Source organism: Kitasatospora viridis (assembly GCF_007829815.1).
Lineage (GTDB): Bacteria > Actinomycetota > Actinomycetes > Streptomycetales > Streptomycetaceae > Kitasatospora > Kitasatospora viridis.
Genome location: NZ_VIWT01000001.1, coordinates 2015524 through 2029845, shown reverse-complemented (window position 1 = coordinate 2029845; position 14322 = coordinate 2015524). Strand labels below are relative to the sequence as shown.

Genomic DNA, 14322 nt, shown 5'->3' with positions numbered 1-14322 from the left:
GTCATGCCGGCGCCAGAAGCCGGCGAAACCCGCTGAGGCGACTGCACGGGGCGCAGACTTGCTCTGCGCCCCGTGCAGTCGGGATTGAGGAGTGTCGATGAGTCGGTTCGGCAAGCTGGGCAACTACGCGCCGCGGGAGAGCCTTCCCGGGTTCCTGACAGGATTTCTGGCTTCAGTCAGCGCCGGCTTCGTCGGCCTGCCGTGGTGGGTGGTCGCGCCGGCGGCCGTGGGCATGCTCGGTTTCGGGCTGCGGACCCTCTACTTGCTGGCGTGTTGCCGGACCGCACTCCGGGCCGATGCCAAGGGCATCCGGCTCGCCCTGCGCAAGCCGTCGGTGTTCTCCCCTGCGCTCCTGGTGCCGTGGCAGCAGGTTCAGCGGATTTCCATCGTTGAGGTGGTTGGCCAGGACCGTCGGACACCGTTCCTGAAGATCGAGGGAACCGGTGCCCTGGCGGCCCCGGACGAGTTCTCCGTCGAGTCGCCGCAGCAGGCGGAGGGGTTTGCCGTAGGGATTCCCCTGAGTGGCTGGCTGCCGGAGCGCGGGCGGCTTGAGGGCACCTTGCTGGAGCTCGCACCGCATGTGCGGCTGGATCCCGAGGTCCCGCAGTCGGTGCTGGATGCCGAGCAGGAGAGGGAAGTCGAGAGGAGCGAAAACGGGAGGTACCTGTTCAATCGCGTATGGGCGGTCAAGATGATGTGGCGGTACGCGGCCGGAATCATTCTCTGGGTCATCTTCGGCGCCGTTCTGCTGGGCGCTGCCGTGCCGACCTGGAAGGTGCATCTGAACGAGGGGAAGCCCGGGACCTTCACGGCCACGGATCTCGGGTGCCATCAGCAGTCGAGCAGCTGTGCGATCTTCGGCAGCTTCGCGTCGACTGATGGGTCCCTTGCCCGGGAGCACGTGACGCTGCACGGCGGCCCGAAGGACATGACGGACGGTCAGACGGCTGCGGCCCTCGACGAGGGGGACTCCGAGCAGGTCTTCGTACCGGGGGGCGGCTACGACTACCTGAAGGGGACGCTCGGGGGCGTCGTGCTGCTCGCGGTCCTCGGCGGGTGGATCTGGAGCGTCCCGCTGCGGGGCTACCGGGCCGGTCGCGCCCGCCCGGTGACTACGCGCCGGGCGTGATCCGGAAGACCGGGTACCCCGGGGCGATGCGCAGGAGTTCCTCGTCGCTGGCGGTGTGGTCCACGCCGTCGAAGAAGACGCCGACCTCGAACTTCCAGCGGCGGAGGTAGGCGCGCAGGATTTCGGGCTTGGCGGTGTCGGGGAGTTCGGTGGCGGTGAAGGGTTCGGTGTGGCGGCCGAGGTGGAGTTCGCCGGTGTTGGCGGCGCGGAGGTTGCGGACCCACTGGGTGTGGCCGCGCGGAGCGACCAGGTAGCGGGTGCCCTCGAAGGTGAGGACGTTGACGGGGGTGGTGCGCCACTCGCCGGACTTGCGGCCGCGGACGGCGAGCAGGCGGGAGCCCCAGATGCTGATGCCGACCTTGGTGAGGGCGGCGACCATGCGGTTGGCGATCGGGACGGACGGGCCCTTGGGGCGGAGGTAGCGCTGGGTGGTCGCGGCGGTCATGGCGGGCTCCTCGGTCGGGCGGGACATGATGAGAGCGGTGCTTCCAAGCGAGATCACTGCTCTCGTTTGCGTTGCCTCCACTCTTGCAGGGGCGTCACGGGAAAGCAAGAGCAGTGCTCTCGTTTCCGTGCATCGCTCTGTTCGGTGTGCAGTGCTCCCGTCTGTGGCAGGCTGTCCTCCATGGCAGCGATTCAGGGAGCCCGCGAGCGGGCACGCGTCGAGCTCACCCGCGAGATCAAGGAGGAGGCCCGGCGCCAGCTGGCCGACCAGGGCGCCCAGCAGCTCTCGCTGCGCGCGGTCGCCCGGGCGCTCGGCATGGCGTCGTCGGCCGTCTACCGCTACTTCCCCAGCCGGGACGACCTGCTGACCGCGCTCATCATGGACGCCTACCTGGAGCTGGGCGAGCACGCCGAGCACGCGGTGGCCGCCGCCGGTCCGGCGCCCCGGGCCCGCTGGCGCGCGGGGTGCGGCGCGGTGCGCGACTGGGCGCGGAGCAAGCCGCACGAGTACGCCCTGCTCTACGGCACCCCCGTGCCCGGCTACCACGCGCCGCCGGAGACCATCGCCGCCGCCGCCCGGGTGCCGCTCGCCCTGCTCGGCGTGGTCCGCGACGCCGCCGGCCGGCTCGCCCCCGCCGCCGCTGCGGCCACCCCGCCCGGCCCGCTGAGCAGCCAGCTCTCGCAGATCGCCCAGGAGTTCGCCCCCGGGCTCCCGATCACCGTGGTGGCCCGCACGGTGATGGCCTGGACCCAGCTCTTCGGCATGGTCGGCTTCGAGCTCTTCGGCCACCTGAACGGCACGATCGAGCCGGCCGACCACTTCTTCGGCTACGCGGTGGAGGAGTGGGCCGACACCCTCGGCCTGCCGGGGAACTGAATTGCCGTCAGCGGCGTCGACTTGGCTGTTAGCCTCGGCGGGAGTACTCCAAGGGGGAGGGTGGTCGGGATGAGGCGGCTGGCCGGAGGGGTTGCGCTGCTGGCGCTGGTCGGTGCGGCGCTGGTGGGGTGCAGCAGTGCGCAGCAGGCGGTGAGTTGCGGGAAGACCGCGATCAGTATCGCCGGGGACGTGCAGGACCTGGGGGACTCGGCGACCAACGTCGGCCAGTTGACCGACCAGGCGCGCCGGCAGCGGACCGCGGACGCGTTGAAGAAGCTCGCGGACGACGCCGGGAAGCTCAAGGGCAACGGGGCGGCCGAGGACCTGGACAAGGCGGTGCGCAACGCCCAGCAGGGCCTGGCGGACGGCAAGCAGCCGGACCTCGGCCCGGTCTCGGCCGCGGCGGACGACGTGGCGAAGTCCTGCACGCACGGCGCGTGAACCGGCCGCGAAGCACGTGAACCGGCCGCGGGGCGTGCAGCCACCCGCGGCCGGCGTTCAGCGGTGAATCAGGGTCACACCGGCAGTGACCACGCCTGGTTGGCCTGGTTGGCGCCGCAGGTCCAGGTGTCCAGCTTGGTGCCGTCCGCCGTGCCGCCGCCGTAGACGTCGAGGCAGAGCGAGGCGGCCGCGTTGACCAGGGTGCCGTCCGGCTGGGCGGTCCAGGACTGGGCGGTGGCGCCGGTGCAGCTGCTCAGCACGGCCGAGGAGCCGGCCGAAGTGCCGGCGGCGGTGAGGCACTTGCCGAGGGTGCGGAAGGTGCCGTCGCCGGGCTGGGTCCAGCGCTGGTTGGCGCCGCCGGTGCAGGCGTAGAGGATCACCGGGTTGCCGTCGGTGGTGGCACTCCCGGAGTCGTCCATGCACTTGGCGCCGTTGCCGGTGACCTGGCCGGTCGGCACGGGGGTCGCGCAGCCCTTCGGGGTGAGCCGCCAGACGGCCGTGCCGTGGGCCGGGACGGTGGCCGTGAGGGAGCCGGAGACGGTGGAACTGGCGCCGCTCCACAGGTCCTTGGCGCTGACCGTGCAGCTCGGCAGGCCCACGGAGGCGAGTGCGACCGAGACGGAGCGGGCCGAGCCGGTCCGGTTCAGCACCGAGACCGCGCGGTCGCCGTTGGCCAGCGGCTTGGCCAGCACGTCGGTCGAGCCGTCGGTGGAGACCACGCCGGCCTGGCGGCCCAGCGAGTCCTGGTCGAGGGCGATCAGGTCGGTGTTGCCGAGCGCGGCGAGGCCGGCGGGGGTGAGCTGGGCGACGTTCGAGGAGAGGATCATCGGCGCGGACATCATCGACCAGAGCGCCACCTGGCTGCGGGACTCGTCGTCGGTCAGGCCGCCGTCGCCCGCGATCAGGAAGTCGGGGTCGTTCCAGTTGCCGGGCTTCTCGTAGCGGCCGATCCAGCGGTTGTAGCCGTAGTTGCTGAGCACCGAACTCCACCGCGAGGCATTCGGGTTGGTGCTGTCGTAGGTGGCGATGTCGTAGCCCTCGCGCCAGAGCTGGCCGTCCCCGCCGACCCAGCCGAGCACCGAGAACCAGCTCGGGTTGCCCCACTCGCCGCTCTGGAAGTAGGCGGGCGCGGACTCCGAGAAGGTGATCGCCCGGCCGCTGGCGGCCAGCGCGGCGGACTCGGCGTCGTAGGCCTGGCGGTAGGCCTGCTCCTGGGTCTGGCCGGCGGCGGTGTAGACGTTGCAGCCGTCCAGCTTGAGGTAGTCCACGCCCCAGGCGGCGAAGTCGGCGGCGTCCTCGGCGAAGTGGTCGGCACCTCCGCCCTGGGGCTGCCCGCTGCCGGCGTAGCCGCCGCAGGTGCTGGATCCGGCGTCCTCGTAGATGCCGAACTTCAGGCCGCGACTGTGCAGGTAGCTGCCCAGCCAGGCCATGCCGTGCGGGAACTTGGTGGCGTCGGCGACCAGGTGGCCGCCGGAGTCCCGCTGCGCGGTCATCCAGCAGTCGTCCACGGTGACGGTGGTGTAGCCCTTGGCGGCGAGGCCGGAGGAGACCAGCGCGTCGGCGTTGGCGGTGATGGTCTGCTCGTTCATGTCGCACTGGTAGTGCGCCCAGTCGTTCCAGCCCATCGGCGGGGTGGCGGCGAGCAGGGCGGGGTGGGACGGAGCGGCGGCGGGCTGGGCCGGGGCGGCGCCGGCCAGCGGCGCGCCAGCCAGGACGGCCGCGGTCAGAGTGGTGGCGGTCAGCAGAGCACGGAGTGTGCGGCGTGCTGAGGACGGCACGACGGCTTCCTTCCGGAGGGGGGACGTGGGAGCTGGTGCGCAACCAGTGCAGCGTCACTGCGCATTGACGTCAATAGAACGGTCAAAACGCGCAAGAACGCGCAGAATCGCCGGTGCGAAGTGGCGGCAGTTCCCCTGCGACTGCCGCCACCCCGTCCCCGACCGCCGCCCGCCCCACCACGGCTCAGTCGCCGCTCAGTCGTTGCGCGCCGACTCCGGACCGGTGATCCGCCGCAGCAGCGGCAGGGTGGAGGCGATCACCGCGAGCGAGACCGCCAGACCGAGCGCCACCGTGACGTAGTAGAGGCTCCCGGGCGCGCGCACCGAGTAGCCCAACTGCGCCTGCAGGAAGAGCTGGGCGGCCACGAAACCCATGCCGATCGCGAGCGCCGACACCAGGAGCAGCGGAACCGCGCTCTCCAGCAGTACCGTCCTTCGCAGCACCGAGAGTTGAGTACCGGTCAGTCGCAGCAGGCTGAACGGCCGCCGCCGCTCGGTGAGTCCGCCGGCCACCCCGACCGCCAGGCTGCACCCGGCCACCACCAGGCTCACCAGCATGATCACGGCGGCCAGTTGCTGGAAGCCGGCCAGCTCCGTGTTGATGTCGTCCCGCAGCTCCGAGAGGCTCCACGGCACCATCGGCCGCGGGTACAGCTTCATCAGCAGCGTGCGGCTCTGCTCCAGGGCGGCGCTGGAGCCGTCGGTGCCGACCAGGATCTCGCTCACCGGCAGGTCCGCCAGCTGCGCGGCGGGCATCGCGGCGGCCTGCCACTGGGTCGGCCAGTTGTTGCCGAGGTCCACCCCGTAGCCGTCGAAGTCCGGCGGCACGGAGGCGGTTTCGGCTCCCGGCGCGCAGGTGTGGAAGGCGGCGACGGCGGCCAGCTGCCGGCAGTCGGCGAGTGCCGCGGTGAGGGGGCTCGGTTCACCGTTCCGCCCCGGGGCCGGGTCGCGGGTGCCCAGCGGGTTGGTGTGGAGCACCAGCACCCCGGTGACGCCCGGGACCGCTTGGAGCGCGGACATCGCCGAGGCCGACAGCGGCGCCGCCGGATCCTGCGGGACGCCGTCGACGTAGTTGGTCGCCAGGCTGTTGTCCAGCAGGGTGTTGGTGATGGCGGTCCGGGTGGCGGCGGAGCCGATGCGGGGCATGCCGCGCTCGTCGTTCAACGAGGTCATGATGCCGACCGTCCCGGTGGTGACGCAGAGCGCCAGCACCAGCCCGCTGACCGAACGGAACCCGGCCTTCGGGTCGTCGGCCAGCCGCCGCCCGGCGATCAGCACCGACGGGGAGCCGCTGAGCCGGGCCAGCAGCCGGGCGCCGGCCATGGTCAGCCACGGCCCGGCGAAGACCAGGCCGCCGATGATCAGCAGCATGCCGGGCATGTAGGCGAGCATCTGGGCGTCCGAGCCGTCCGGCCGGCGGCCGATGAAGTACGCCAACTCGGCCACCCCGAGCGCCATCGGCAGCACCCGCCAGGCGCGCGGCGGCTTCGGCGTGGCGCGCCGGCTGACCCCGAGCGGCGAGATCCGCACCCGGCGCAGCGAGACCAGCGCCGCGACGGCCGCCGCCACGGGCACCCCGAGGGCCACCGCCGGCACGTCCACCGTGCCGAGCGAGAGGTCGCCGTCGAAGAACGGCGTCATGGTGACGTTCAGGCCGCTGATGGCGGGTCGCAGGGCCAGGTAGACCAGGAACCCGGCGCCCGTCCCGAGCACCGCGCCGAGCATCGACTCCACGGCGGCGAGCACCGAGACCTGCCGGGGCGTCGCCCCGACCAGCCGCATCGCGGCGAACCGCTGTTCGCGGCGGGCGGCGGCCAGCCGGGTCGCGGTGCCGACCAGGATCATCACCGGGAAGATCAGCGCCACCGCGGAGGACCCGATGATCAGGTCCATGGTGTCCTTCTTGGCGCCGATCACGCAGCCGTCGCACTCCTGCGGCGGGAGGGTCAGGATCGAGCCGACCTGGTCGGCGCGCGGCTGGGTGGAGAGCTCGGCCGGCGTCCAGCCGATCACCACGGCGAGCGAATCCGGCCCCGGCAGCGCCGAGTTGCCGATGGTGCCGATCAGGTGGCCCGGGTAGCGGTCGCCGAGCTGGGCGGCCGGCACGGTCGCCAGCAGCTTGGCGAGCGCGGGGGAGGCGTAGTACTCCCCGGGGGCGGGCAGGCGCGGGATGCCCGGCGGCACCGGCGAGTGCGGGCCGGTGGCGGCGACGTCCACCCGGCCGATCTGCCTGCCCTGGTACATGTCCGGGGTGAGCCGCCACCAGAGCGGGTCCGCGCCGGCCGGCAGCGTGCCGCCGTCCTCCAGCCGGTGGCCGTCCACCGCGCTGTTGAGCCAGGCGTAGCGCTGGTTCTGGGAGTTGACGCCGTTCATGGTGGCCAGCATGCCGAGCAGCAGCCCCACGCCGATCGCCACGGCGGCGGCGATGACCAGCAGCCGGATGAGCGCCTCCCGACCGCCACCCACCGCGAGCCGCACGCCGAGGCCGATCACGACGCCAGCCGTTCGACGTCGAAGTCCAGCGAGCGCACCACGCCGTCGCGCACCACGACTTCGCGGTCGGCGCAGGCGGCGACCCGGGGCTCGTGGGTCACGATCACCACGGTCGCGCCCTGCTCCCGCGCGGTCGCGACCAGCAGGTCCATCACCTGCTCGCCGGTGAGCGAGTCGAGCGCTCCGGTCGGCTCGTCGGCGAAGACCACGTCCGGCTTGGTCACCAACGCCCGGGCCAGTGCCACCCGTTGGGCCTGGCCGCCGGAGAGCTCGCCGGACCGGCGGCCCTCCAGCCCGTCCAGCCCGAGCCGGCCGAACCACTCACCGGCCTGTGCCAGCGCGGTGGACCGCTTGGCCCGGCCCAGCAGCAGGGGTAAGGCGACGTTCTCCACCGCCGTCAACTCCGGTACCAGCTGGCCGAACTGGAAGACGAAGCCGAACCGGTCGCGGCGCAGCGCACTGCGCTCCTGCTCCGGCATGGTGTCCAACCGGCGGCCGGCGAAGTGCACTTCACCGGAGTCCGGCCGCAGGATCCCGGCCAGGCAGTGCAGCAGGGTGGACTTGCCGGAGCCGCTCGGGCCCATGATGGCGAGGATCTCGCCGCGCTCGACGGTGAGGTCGGCGCCGCGCAGCGCCGGGGTCTGGCCGAAGGCCAGGGTCACGTCGCGGGCTTGCAGCACGGGGTCGGTGGTCATGGCCGGACCTCCTCGGTACGGGAGAGCTGGGCGGAGCCCGGGGTGCTGGTGCCGGCTCTGGTGCTCACTGGCGGATCTCCTCGGCGAGCGCGCCCAGCCGGGCCGCGGTCTGGTCGATCCAGCGCAGGTCGGCCTCCAGGTGGAAGAGCCCGTGGTCGGCGAGCAGCCGGTCGACCAGGCTGCCGCTGCGGCGCACCTCGGTGAGCTCGCGCATCCGGCGCATGTGGGCGGCGCGCTGGCCGTCCAGGTAGCCGGCGGCGTCCCGGTCGAGCAGCAGCGCGATCACCACCTTGGTGAACAGCACCGTCTGCAGGTGGGGTTCGGGCGCGGAGGGCTCGGTCAGCCAGGTGTGCAGCTCGACGGCGCCGCGCTCGGTGATCACGTACCGCTTGCGGTCCGGGCCGTCGCCGGGGTCGATCTGCGTCATCACCACCTTGCCGTCGCGCTCCAGCCGGCTGAGCGTCGAGTACACCTGGCCGGGCGGGAGGGGCTTGTCGCGGCCGAAGAAGGAGTCGTACTCGCGCTTGAGGTCGTAGCCGTGGCTCGGCGCGCGGTCCAGCAGGCCCAGCAGGGCGAGAGGAACTGTCATACTCAGATATCTACACTCAGTATCTACTGGGCGTCAATGCTGATCGGACGGGTCGTCAGGAGGACTGGCACGACTGGGTGGTTCGCGCGCGGGGGGCGGACGGGCCCGGATCAGCTGCGCCGATCCGGGCCCGCACCCGCGCTCACAAGTGCGTGACGTCGTTCCACAGTTCCGGCGCCAATCTGCAGTCCTGCGCGCGCCACACGCTCGCCGAGCAGTTGCGCACCGGGTTCAGCTTCAACAGCTGGTCCTCCGTCAACTGCTCCAGCACGTACCGCAGCATCAGCACCACGTTGTCGTGCGCGACCAGCAGCACCGGCCGGCCCGCCTCCGCCGCGCACAGGTCGCGCAGCAGGTCGCGGACCCGCAGGGCGACGTCCGACCAGCTCTCGCCGCCGGGCGGGCGGTAGTAGAGCTCGCCCATCCGCCGGCGGCGGACGGCCTCCTCCGGGTGGTGCTTCTCGATCGCGGCCCGGGGGAGCATCTCCAGCACGCCGAGCTCCCGGTCGCGCAGCCGCTCGTCGTAGCGCACCGGCAGCCCGACCGGGACCGACCCCAGCCCGGCGGCCTGGGCGATCGCGATCCGGGCGGTCTCGGTGGTCCGCACGTACGGCGAGCACCAGACGGTGCGCGGCCGGTCGGCGGAGGGCAGCTCGCCCCACCACCGGCCGAGGCCCTGGGCCTGCTGCTGGCCGAGCATCGAGAGCGGGATGTCGGCGTCCCGGCAGGTGATCGGGACGCTCAGGGCACCGGTGCTCTCGGCGAGCTCGAACTCCACGTTCGCGGTGGACTGGCCGTGCCGGGTGGCGATCAGCACGGACGGCAGCGGGACGGCAGCCCGGTCCTGCCGGGGCGTTCCGTTGAGGATGGTGCTCAGCTCGGGCATGCGCGGTTCTCCTCGTCGGTGCGGAAGGCCGGCCGGTCCCGCCGGATCAGGCGGCGGGCCGGTCGACCGGGGGTCGGTGGTGGCGGCGCCGTCCCGTTCGGACAAGCTGCCGACGTACATATGATCGCGCCGCCACCCCCTCAGTGTTGAGTGCGGTGGCGGCGCGATCACAGGGCGCGTGTCGGGGCGCTTAGTGCGCCGCGACCGGTTGGGGCGCGTTTTCGAGCTCGGGGTCGCCTTCCTTCGCGCTGTAGTCGGCGGGCGAGGTCTCGTCCTTCCCGGCCGGGGCGTCGGCCGCCCGGAGCGCCAGGGTGAGCACGACCGAGACGATCAGGTTGAGCACGAAGGCGGTCAGGCCGATGTACCCGATCTGCCCGATCACCGGGATGGTGGCCGCGCTGCCGCCGAAGTGCTTGGTGGCGGGGGAGGCGATGCCGTAGGCCTTCCAGGTGCCGTAGACCATGCCGACCGCCCAGCCGGCCACCAGCGCCCAGCGGTGGAACCACCGGGTGAACAGGCCGGGCACGATCGCCACGAAGGTCTGCAGGATCCAGATGCCGCCGAGCAGCTGCATGTTGATCGCCAGCTGCTTGTCCATGCCCAGCACGAAGACCAGCGCACCGACCTTGACCAGCAGCGACACCAGCTTGGCGACCTTGGTCTCCTGGGCCGGGGTGGCGTCGGGGCGCAGGAACTCGCGGTAGATGTTGCGGGTGAACAGGTTGGCGGCGGCGATCGACATGATCGCGGCCGGCACCAGCGCGCCGATCCCGATCGCGGCGAAGGCCACGCCGGTGAACCAGTCCGGGAAGAGCTTGGCGAACAGCTGCGGCACCGCCAGCTGCGGGTTGAAGCCGGCCACGCCCTTGCCGACCCCGGCCGCGATGGCCAGGAAGCCGAGCAGCGCCAGCAGGCCGAGCATCAGCGAGTAGGCGGGCAGGATCGCCATGTTGCGGCGCACGGTGGTGCGCGACTTGGCGGCCAGCACGCCGGTCACGGTGTGCGGGTACATGAAGAGCGCGAGCGCCGAGCCGAGCGCCAGGGTCGCGTAGCCCCACTGCGCGTTCGGGCCGGTGATCATCGAACCGGCCGCCTTGTGGGTCTTCGGGTTGGGCGCGAACTTCTGCGCGGCGGCGTCGAAGATGTGCCCGTAGCCGCCGAGCCGCATCGGCAGGTAGATCACCGCGACGATGATCACGATGTAGACCAGGATGTCCTTGACGAAGGCGATCAGCGCCGGTGCCCGCAGCCCGGACGAGTAGGTGTAGGCGGCCAGCACGGCGAAGGCCAGGAAGAGCGGCAGGTCCTTCAGGAACCAGTTGGAGTTCGCCCCGCCGCCGACCCCGAGGGTGTCCAGCACCGCCTGGATGCCGACCAGTTGGAGCGCGATGTAGGGCATGGTGGCGAGGATGCCGGTGACCGCGACGGCCAGCGAGAGGCCGCGCGAGCCGTACCGGCCGCGCACGAAGTCGGCCGGGGTGACGTAGCCGTGCACCCGGGCCACCGACCAGAGCCGGGGCAGGAAGAGGAAGACCAGCGGGTAGGCGATGATCGTGTACGGCACCGCGAAGAAGCCCGCCGCGCCGCTGCCGTAGACCGCCGCGGGGACGGCGATGAAGGTGTACGCGGTGTAGAGGTCGCCGCCCAGCAGGAACCAGGTGACCCAGGTGCCGAAGCTGCGGCCGCCCAGCCCCCACTCGTGCAGGTGCATCGCGTCGTCCGCGCGGCGCCAGCGGGCGGCCAGGAAGCCGACCACGGTGACCATCAGGAAGAACAGCACGAAGACGGTCAGCGCGACCGTGTTGACCTTCACTCGGCCGCGCCCCCGTTCGCGGCGCGCCGCTGCTTCGCGTCGTGGTTGAGCAGCAGGTAGGCGGCGACGGTGAAGAGCGCGGAGAACGGGATCCAGAGGATCTGGTACCAGTAGAAGAACGGCATGCCGCCGAGCTCGGGCGTGAGCCTGGAGTACGACGAGACCCAGAGCAGCGCGACCACGGGCACGGCCAGCGCGACGCCGGCCAGGACCCGTGCGGGGGTGACCGGGGGCAGGGCGCCCGGGGGCGCCGACGAGGTGTCAGGTTTGGTGGACATGTGGGCGACTCCGGCGGTAGCGGGGGATCCCAGCAGCGCCGCAGCGCGTGAACGCGCCCGCCGAGCAGCGCTTTTGGTGATCGGCTGTGGACTGCACGGGAATGTAGGGCACTGCATGCCCAGGTGTCACCGGAGAAAACCGGTCGTCTCATCGTTCGGGCACGGGCGCATCCGCGCGGGGCTCCGCGAAAAGCCTCTTGACGAATGGTCAAGAAACGTTGACCATTGTGTCCCGTGACCGACGACGCCTTCGCGGTGCCCACCGGGGACACCGTCCACCTCTCCACCGACGAGCAGTTGCGCGCCATCAACAACGTGGTGCGCCACCGGATCCTCGGCATCCTGCGGGACGGGCCCGCCACCATCACCCAACTCGCCGAGAAGCTCGGCGTCGCCAAGGGCAGCTCCAGCTACCACGTGCGGCTGCTGGAGAAGGCCGGCCTGGTCGAGGTGGTCTCCACCCGGCGGGTGCGCGGCGTGGTCGAGCGGTACTACGCGCGCACCTCGCGCGGGATCTCGCTCCCGGACCCCGCGCCCGGCGAGCCCGACATCGTGATGCGGCACGCGCTCGCCGACCTGGAGGCGGCCCCGCCCGGACCGCGACTGGCCTGGCTGCAGCACGTGCGGATCAGCCAGTCGACCTACGAGGAGTTCGCGCGGCGCCTGGTCGCCCTCTCCGAGGAACTGCGCGCGACCGCCGACCCCGACGAGCCCACCGCCAACCTGATGGTTGCCTTCTACCGCCCCCAGGACACGAGATGACCGAGACTCAGCTTGCGTCGACCCCGGCCGGCGTGCCGTCGACCCCCGCCGCGGCGCCCACCGCCCTGCCCAAGGCGTTCCACCGCCTCTTCGCGGCCAGCGCCGCCTCCTCGCTCGGCGACGGCGTCTACCTGGCCGCGCTGCCGCTGCTGGCCGCCGCCCTGACCCGCGACCCGTTCCAGATCGCCCTGGTCACCTCGGCCGCGTTGGCCCCCTGGTTCTTCTTCGGCCTGATCGGCGGGGCCCTGGTGGACCGCTGGGACCGGCGGCGCACCATGTGGGTCACCGACCTGCTGCGGGCCGGGCTGCTCGCCGTGCCGGCCGTCGCGGCCGGGTTCCACTGGCTCTCGGTGCCGCTGCTGATAGCCGTCGCCTTCCTGCTCGGCACCGGCCAGATCTTCTTCGACTCGGCCGGCTCCGGGTACCTGCCGGAGCTGCTGGGACGGGACCTGACGCTGCTGGAGAAGGCGAACAGCCGTCAGATGGGCTCGCAGAGCGTCGCCCGCGACTTCGTGGGACCGCCGGCCGGGGCGGCGCTGTTCGCCCTCGCACGGGCCCTGCCGTTCGGGCTGGACGCGCTCTCCTTCCTGGCCAGCTCGCTGCTGATCCGCACGCTGCCCCCGCAGCCGGTGGCCCCCTCGGCCGGCGAGCGCTCGCTCTGGGCCGACGCCCGCTCCGGCGCCGCCTTCCTCTTCCGCGACAAGGTGCTGCTCGGGCTGGCGCTGCGCCCGGCCATCGGCAACCTGGCGTTCGCCGCCACCGAGACGGTGCTGGTGCTCTTCGCCCGCCAGATGCTGCACCTGGGCTCGCTCGGCTACGGCGTGCTGCTCACCGCGCAGGCGGTCGGCGGACTGCTCGGCGCCGTGCTGGCCGGGCGGCTGCGCGCCTGGATGGGCATCGGGGCCGCGCTGACCATGACCGCGCTGCTCGAAGGGCTCGCAGAGGCGGGCCTCGGGCTCTCCGCCGGCCCGTGGCCCGCCCTGATCGCCGCCCTTTCCCTCGCCCTGCTCGGCGCCGCGATGGCCGCCACCATGGTGCTCGCGCCGTCCGTCACCCAGGCGCTCGTCCCGACCCAGCTGGCCGGCCGGGTCTCCGCCGCCCGCCGCCTGCTCGCCCTCGGCGCCGCTCCGGTGGGCGCCCTGCTCGGCGGCTGGCTCGCCACGGTGGACGGCCTGCGGGCGCCGTTCGTGGTCGGCGCGGTGCTGCTGGCCGGGACGGGGCTGCTGTCGGTGACGCTGACCAGCACCCGGCGGATCGAGGCCGCCCTGGCGGAGCGCGCTCACTGAGCCGGCGCCACCTGCCGCAGCGCCCGGCCGGTGGACGGGTCGGCCGGGTAGCGCGCCACCAGGTGCAGGTCCGGGTCCTCGGCCGCGATCAGCTTCGCCTGACGGAAGGTCAGCGGACCCAGCTCCGGGTGGTCGAAGCGCTTGAGCGCCGGGGTGAACCCCGCCACGTCGTGCCGCTCCCAGCGCGCCGGGAACCCGGGGTCGGCGCTCGACACGTCCGCGACGATCTCGGCGAACCGCGGATCGCCCGGGTGCCGGTCGGCGGAGGCGCGGAACTGCGCCAGCACCGCCCAGGACTCGGTCTCCCAGTCCTTCACGACGGTGCGCATCGGCGGCCAGCCGAAGTACAGCCAGATCATGTTGCGGCGCTTCGGGGGCAGTTGGTCCAGGCCGCCGTAGAGGGCCGCCTCGGCCTCGTTGTGGGCGAGCACGTCCCAGTGCCGGTCCAGCAGGCAGGCCGGGTTCGGGGCCAGGGCGGCGACGGTGGCCCGCAGGTGGTCGCCGACGGCCGGGCAGCCGGCGGCGACCGGCTGCGGACCGGAGTCGCCCTCACCGGCGAGGTCGAAGACGTGGCGCCGCTCGTCCCCGGTCAGGCGCAGCGTGGTGGCCAGCGCGTCGAGCACCTGCCGGGAGGCGGCGATCGGGCGCCCCTGCTCCAGCCACGAGTACCAGGACACGCTCACGCCCGACAGCAGCGCGACCTCCTCGCGGCGCAGCCCCGGCGTCCGGCGCCGGGGGCCGCCGGTCAGGCCGACCTCGCCCGGGGTCAGCCGCTCCCGCCGCGACCGCAGGAAGCCGCCGAGGGCGGCGCGACGCTGTGCTTCGTGATCGTCCATGGCGGGCCCAGACTA

Annotated in this window: 14 protein-coding genes; 5 read left to right on the top strand and 9 right to left on the bottom strand. The window is 72.6% G+C overall.

Annotation, left to right across the window (positions count from 1 at the left end):
- Positions 1-97 precede the first annotated feature (97 nt).
- A complete protein-coding gene (locus FHX73_RS08965) occupies positions 98-1129 on the top strand; it encodes a hypothetical protein (protein WP_145904486.1) in 1032 nt (343 codons plus the stop codon).
- On the opposite strand, the gene FHX73_RS08960 is transcribed toward FHX73_RS08965, so the two are convergent.
- A complete protein-coding gene (locus tag FHX73_RS08960) occupies positions 1113-1574 on the bottom strand; it encodes a nitroreductase family deazaflavin-dependent oxidoreductase (protein ID WP_145904485.1) in 462 nt (153 codons plus the stop codon). The two genes, FHX73_RS08965 and FHX73_RS08960, sit on opposite strands and share 17 nt — an antisense overlap.
- A gap of 180 nt (positions 1575-1754) precedes the next feature.
- On the opposite strand from FHX73_RS08960, the gene FHX73_RS08955 reads away from it, so the two are divergent.
- Together FHX73_RS08955 and FHX73_RS08950 are read left to right on the top strand one after the other, a co-directional pair.
- Complete coding sequence (locus FHX73_RS08955; protein ID WP_145904484.1) at positions 1755-2450, top strand: TetR/AcrR family transcriptional regulator; 696 nt, start codon at positions 1755-1757, stop codon at positions 2448-2450.
- Between the two features lie 69 nt (positions 2451-2519).
- A complete protein-coding gene (locus tag FHX73_RS08950) occupies positions 2520-2891 on the top strand; it encodes a hypothetical protein (RefSeq protein WP_145904483.1) in 372 nt (123 codons plus the stop codon).
- Between the two features lie 74 nt (positions 2892-2965).
- On the opposite strand, the gene FHX73_RS08945 is transcribed toward FHX73_RS08950, so the two are convergent.
- From FHX73_RS08945 to FHX73_RS08915, 7 genes are all read right to left on the bottom strand, one after another.
- Entirely contained in the window at positions 2966-4669 is a 1704-nt protein-coding gene (locus tag FHX73_RS08945; RefSeq protein ID WP_281292660.1) for a ricin-type beta-trefoil lectin domain protein, read from the bottom strand.
- A 195-nt stretch (positions 4670-4864) separates the two neighbouring features.
- Positions 4865-7162, bottom strand: coding sequence for an FtsX-like permease family protein (locus tag FHX73_RS08940; protein ID WP_145904482.1), 2298 nt, complete (start codon positions 7160-7162; stop codon positions 4865-4867).
- Positions 7159-7857: an ABC transporter ATP-binding protein gene (locus tag FHX73_RS08935; protein ID WP_145904481.1), complete on the bottom strand. Its 699-nt coding sequence runs from the start codon at positions 7855-7857 to the stop codon at positions 7159-7161. Before FHX73_RS08935 ends, FHX73_RS08940 begins: the two co-directional genes overlap by 4 nt.
- A gap of 64 nt (positions 7858-7921) precedes the next feature.
- On the bottom strand, positions 7922-8446 hold the full coding sequence (locus FHX73_RS08930) for a PadR family transcriptional regulator (RefSeq protein ID WP_145904480.1): 525 nt from the start codon (positions 8444-8446) through the stop codon (positions 7922-7924).
- A 142-nt stretch (positions 8447-8588) separates the two neighbouring features.
- Positions 8589-9332: a histidine phosphatase family protein gene (locus FHX73_RS08925; RefSeq protein WP_145904479.1), complete on the bottom strand. Its 744-nt coding sequence runs from the start codon at positions 9330-9332 to the stop codon at positions 8589-8591.
- A gap of 190 nt (positions 9333-9522) precedes the next feature.
- Positions 9523-11097 (bottom strand): monocarboxylate uptake permease MctP, encoded by a 1575-nt coding sequence (gene mctP, locus FHX73_RS08920; protein WP_145908162.1) that lies wholly within the window; start codon positions 11095-11097, stop codon positions 9523-9525.
- 44 nt (positions 11098-11141) lie between these two features.
- Positions 11142-11423 (bottom strand): DUF3311 domain-containing protein, encoded by a 282-nt coding sequence (locus tag FHX73_RS08915; protein WP_145904478.1) that lies wholly within the window; start codon positions 11421-11423, stop codon positions 11142-11144.
- A 255-nt stretch (positions 11424-11678) separates the two neighbouring features.
- On the opposite strand from FHX73_RS08915, the gene FHX73_RS08910 reads away from it, so the two are divergent.
- On the top strand, positions 11679-12185 hold the full coding sequence (locus FHX73_RS08910) for an ArsR/SmtB family transcription factor (protein ID WP_145908161.1): 507 nt from the start codon (positions 11679-11681) through the stop codon (positions 12183-12185).
- Positions 12182-13471 carry an MFS transporter gene (locus FHX73_RS08905; protein ID WP_246213428.1) on the top strand — a complete coding sequence of 430 codons (1290 nt, stop codon included), beginning with the start codon at positions 12182-12184 and terminating at the stop codon, positions 13469-13471. The genes FHX73_RS08910 and FHX73_RS08905 overlap by 4 nt, the downstream gene beginning before the upstream one ends.
- Here the strand turns inward: FHX73_RS08905 and FHX73_RS08900 are convergent.
- On the bottom strand, positions 13465-14307 hold the full coding sequence (locus FHX73_RS08900; protein WP_145904477.1) for a helix-turn-helix transcriptional regulator: 843 nt from the start codon (positions 14305-14307) through the stop codon (positions 13465-13467). The genes FHX73_RS08905 and FHX73_RS08900 overlap by 7 nt on opposite strands.
- Between the last annotated feature and the right edge of the window lie 15 nt (positions 14308-14322).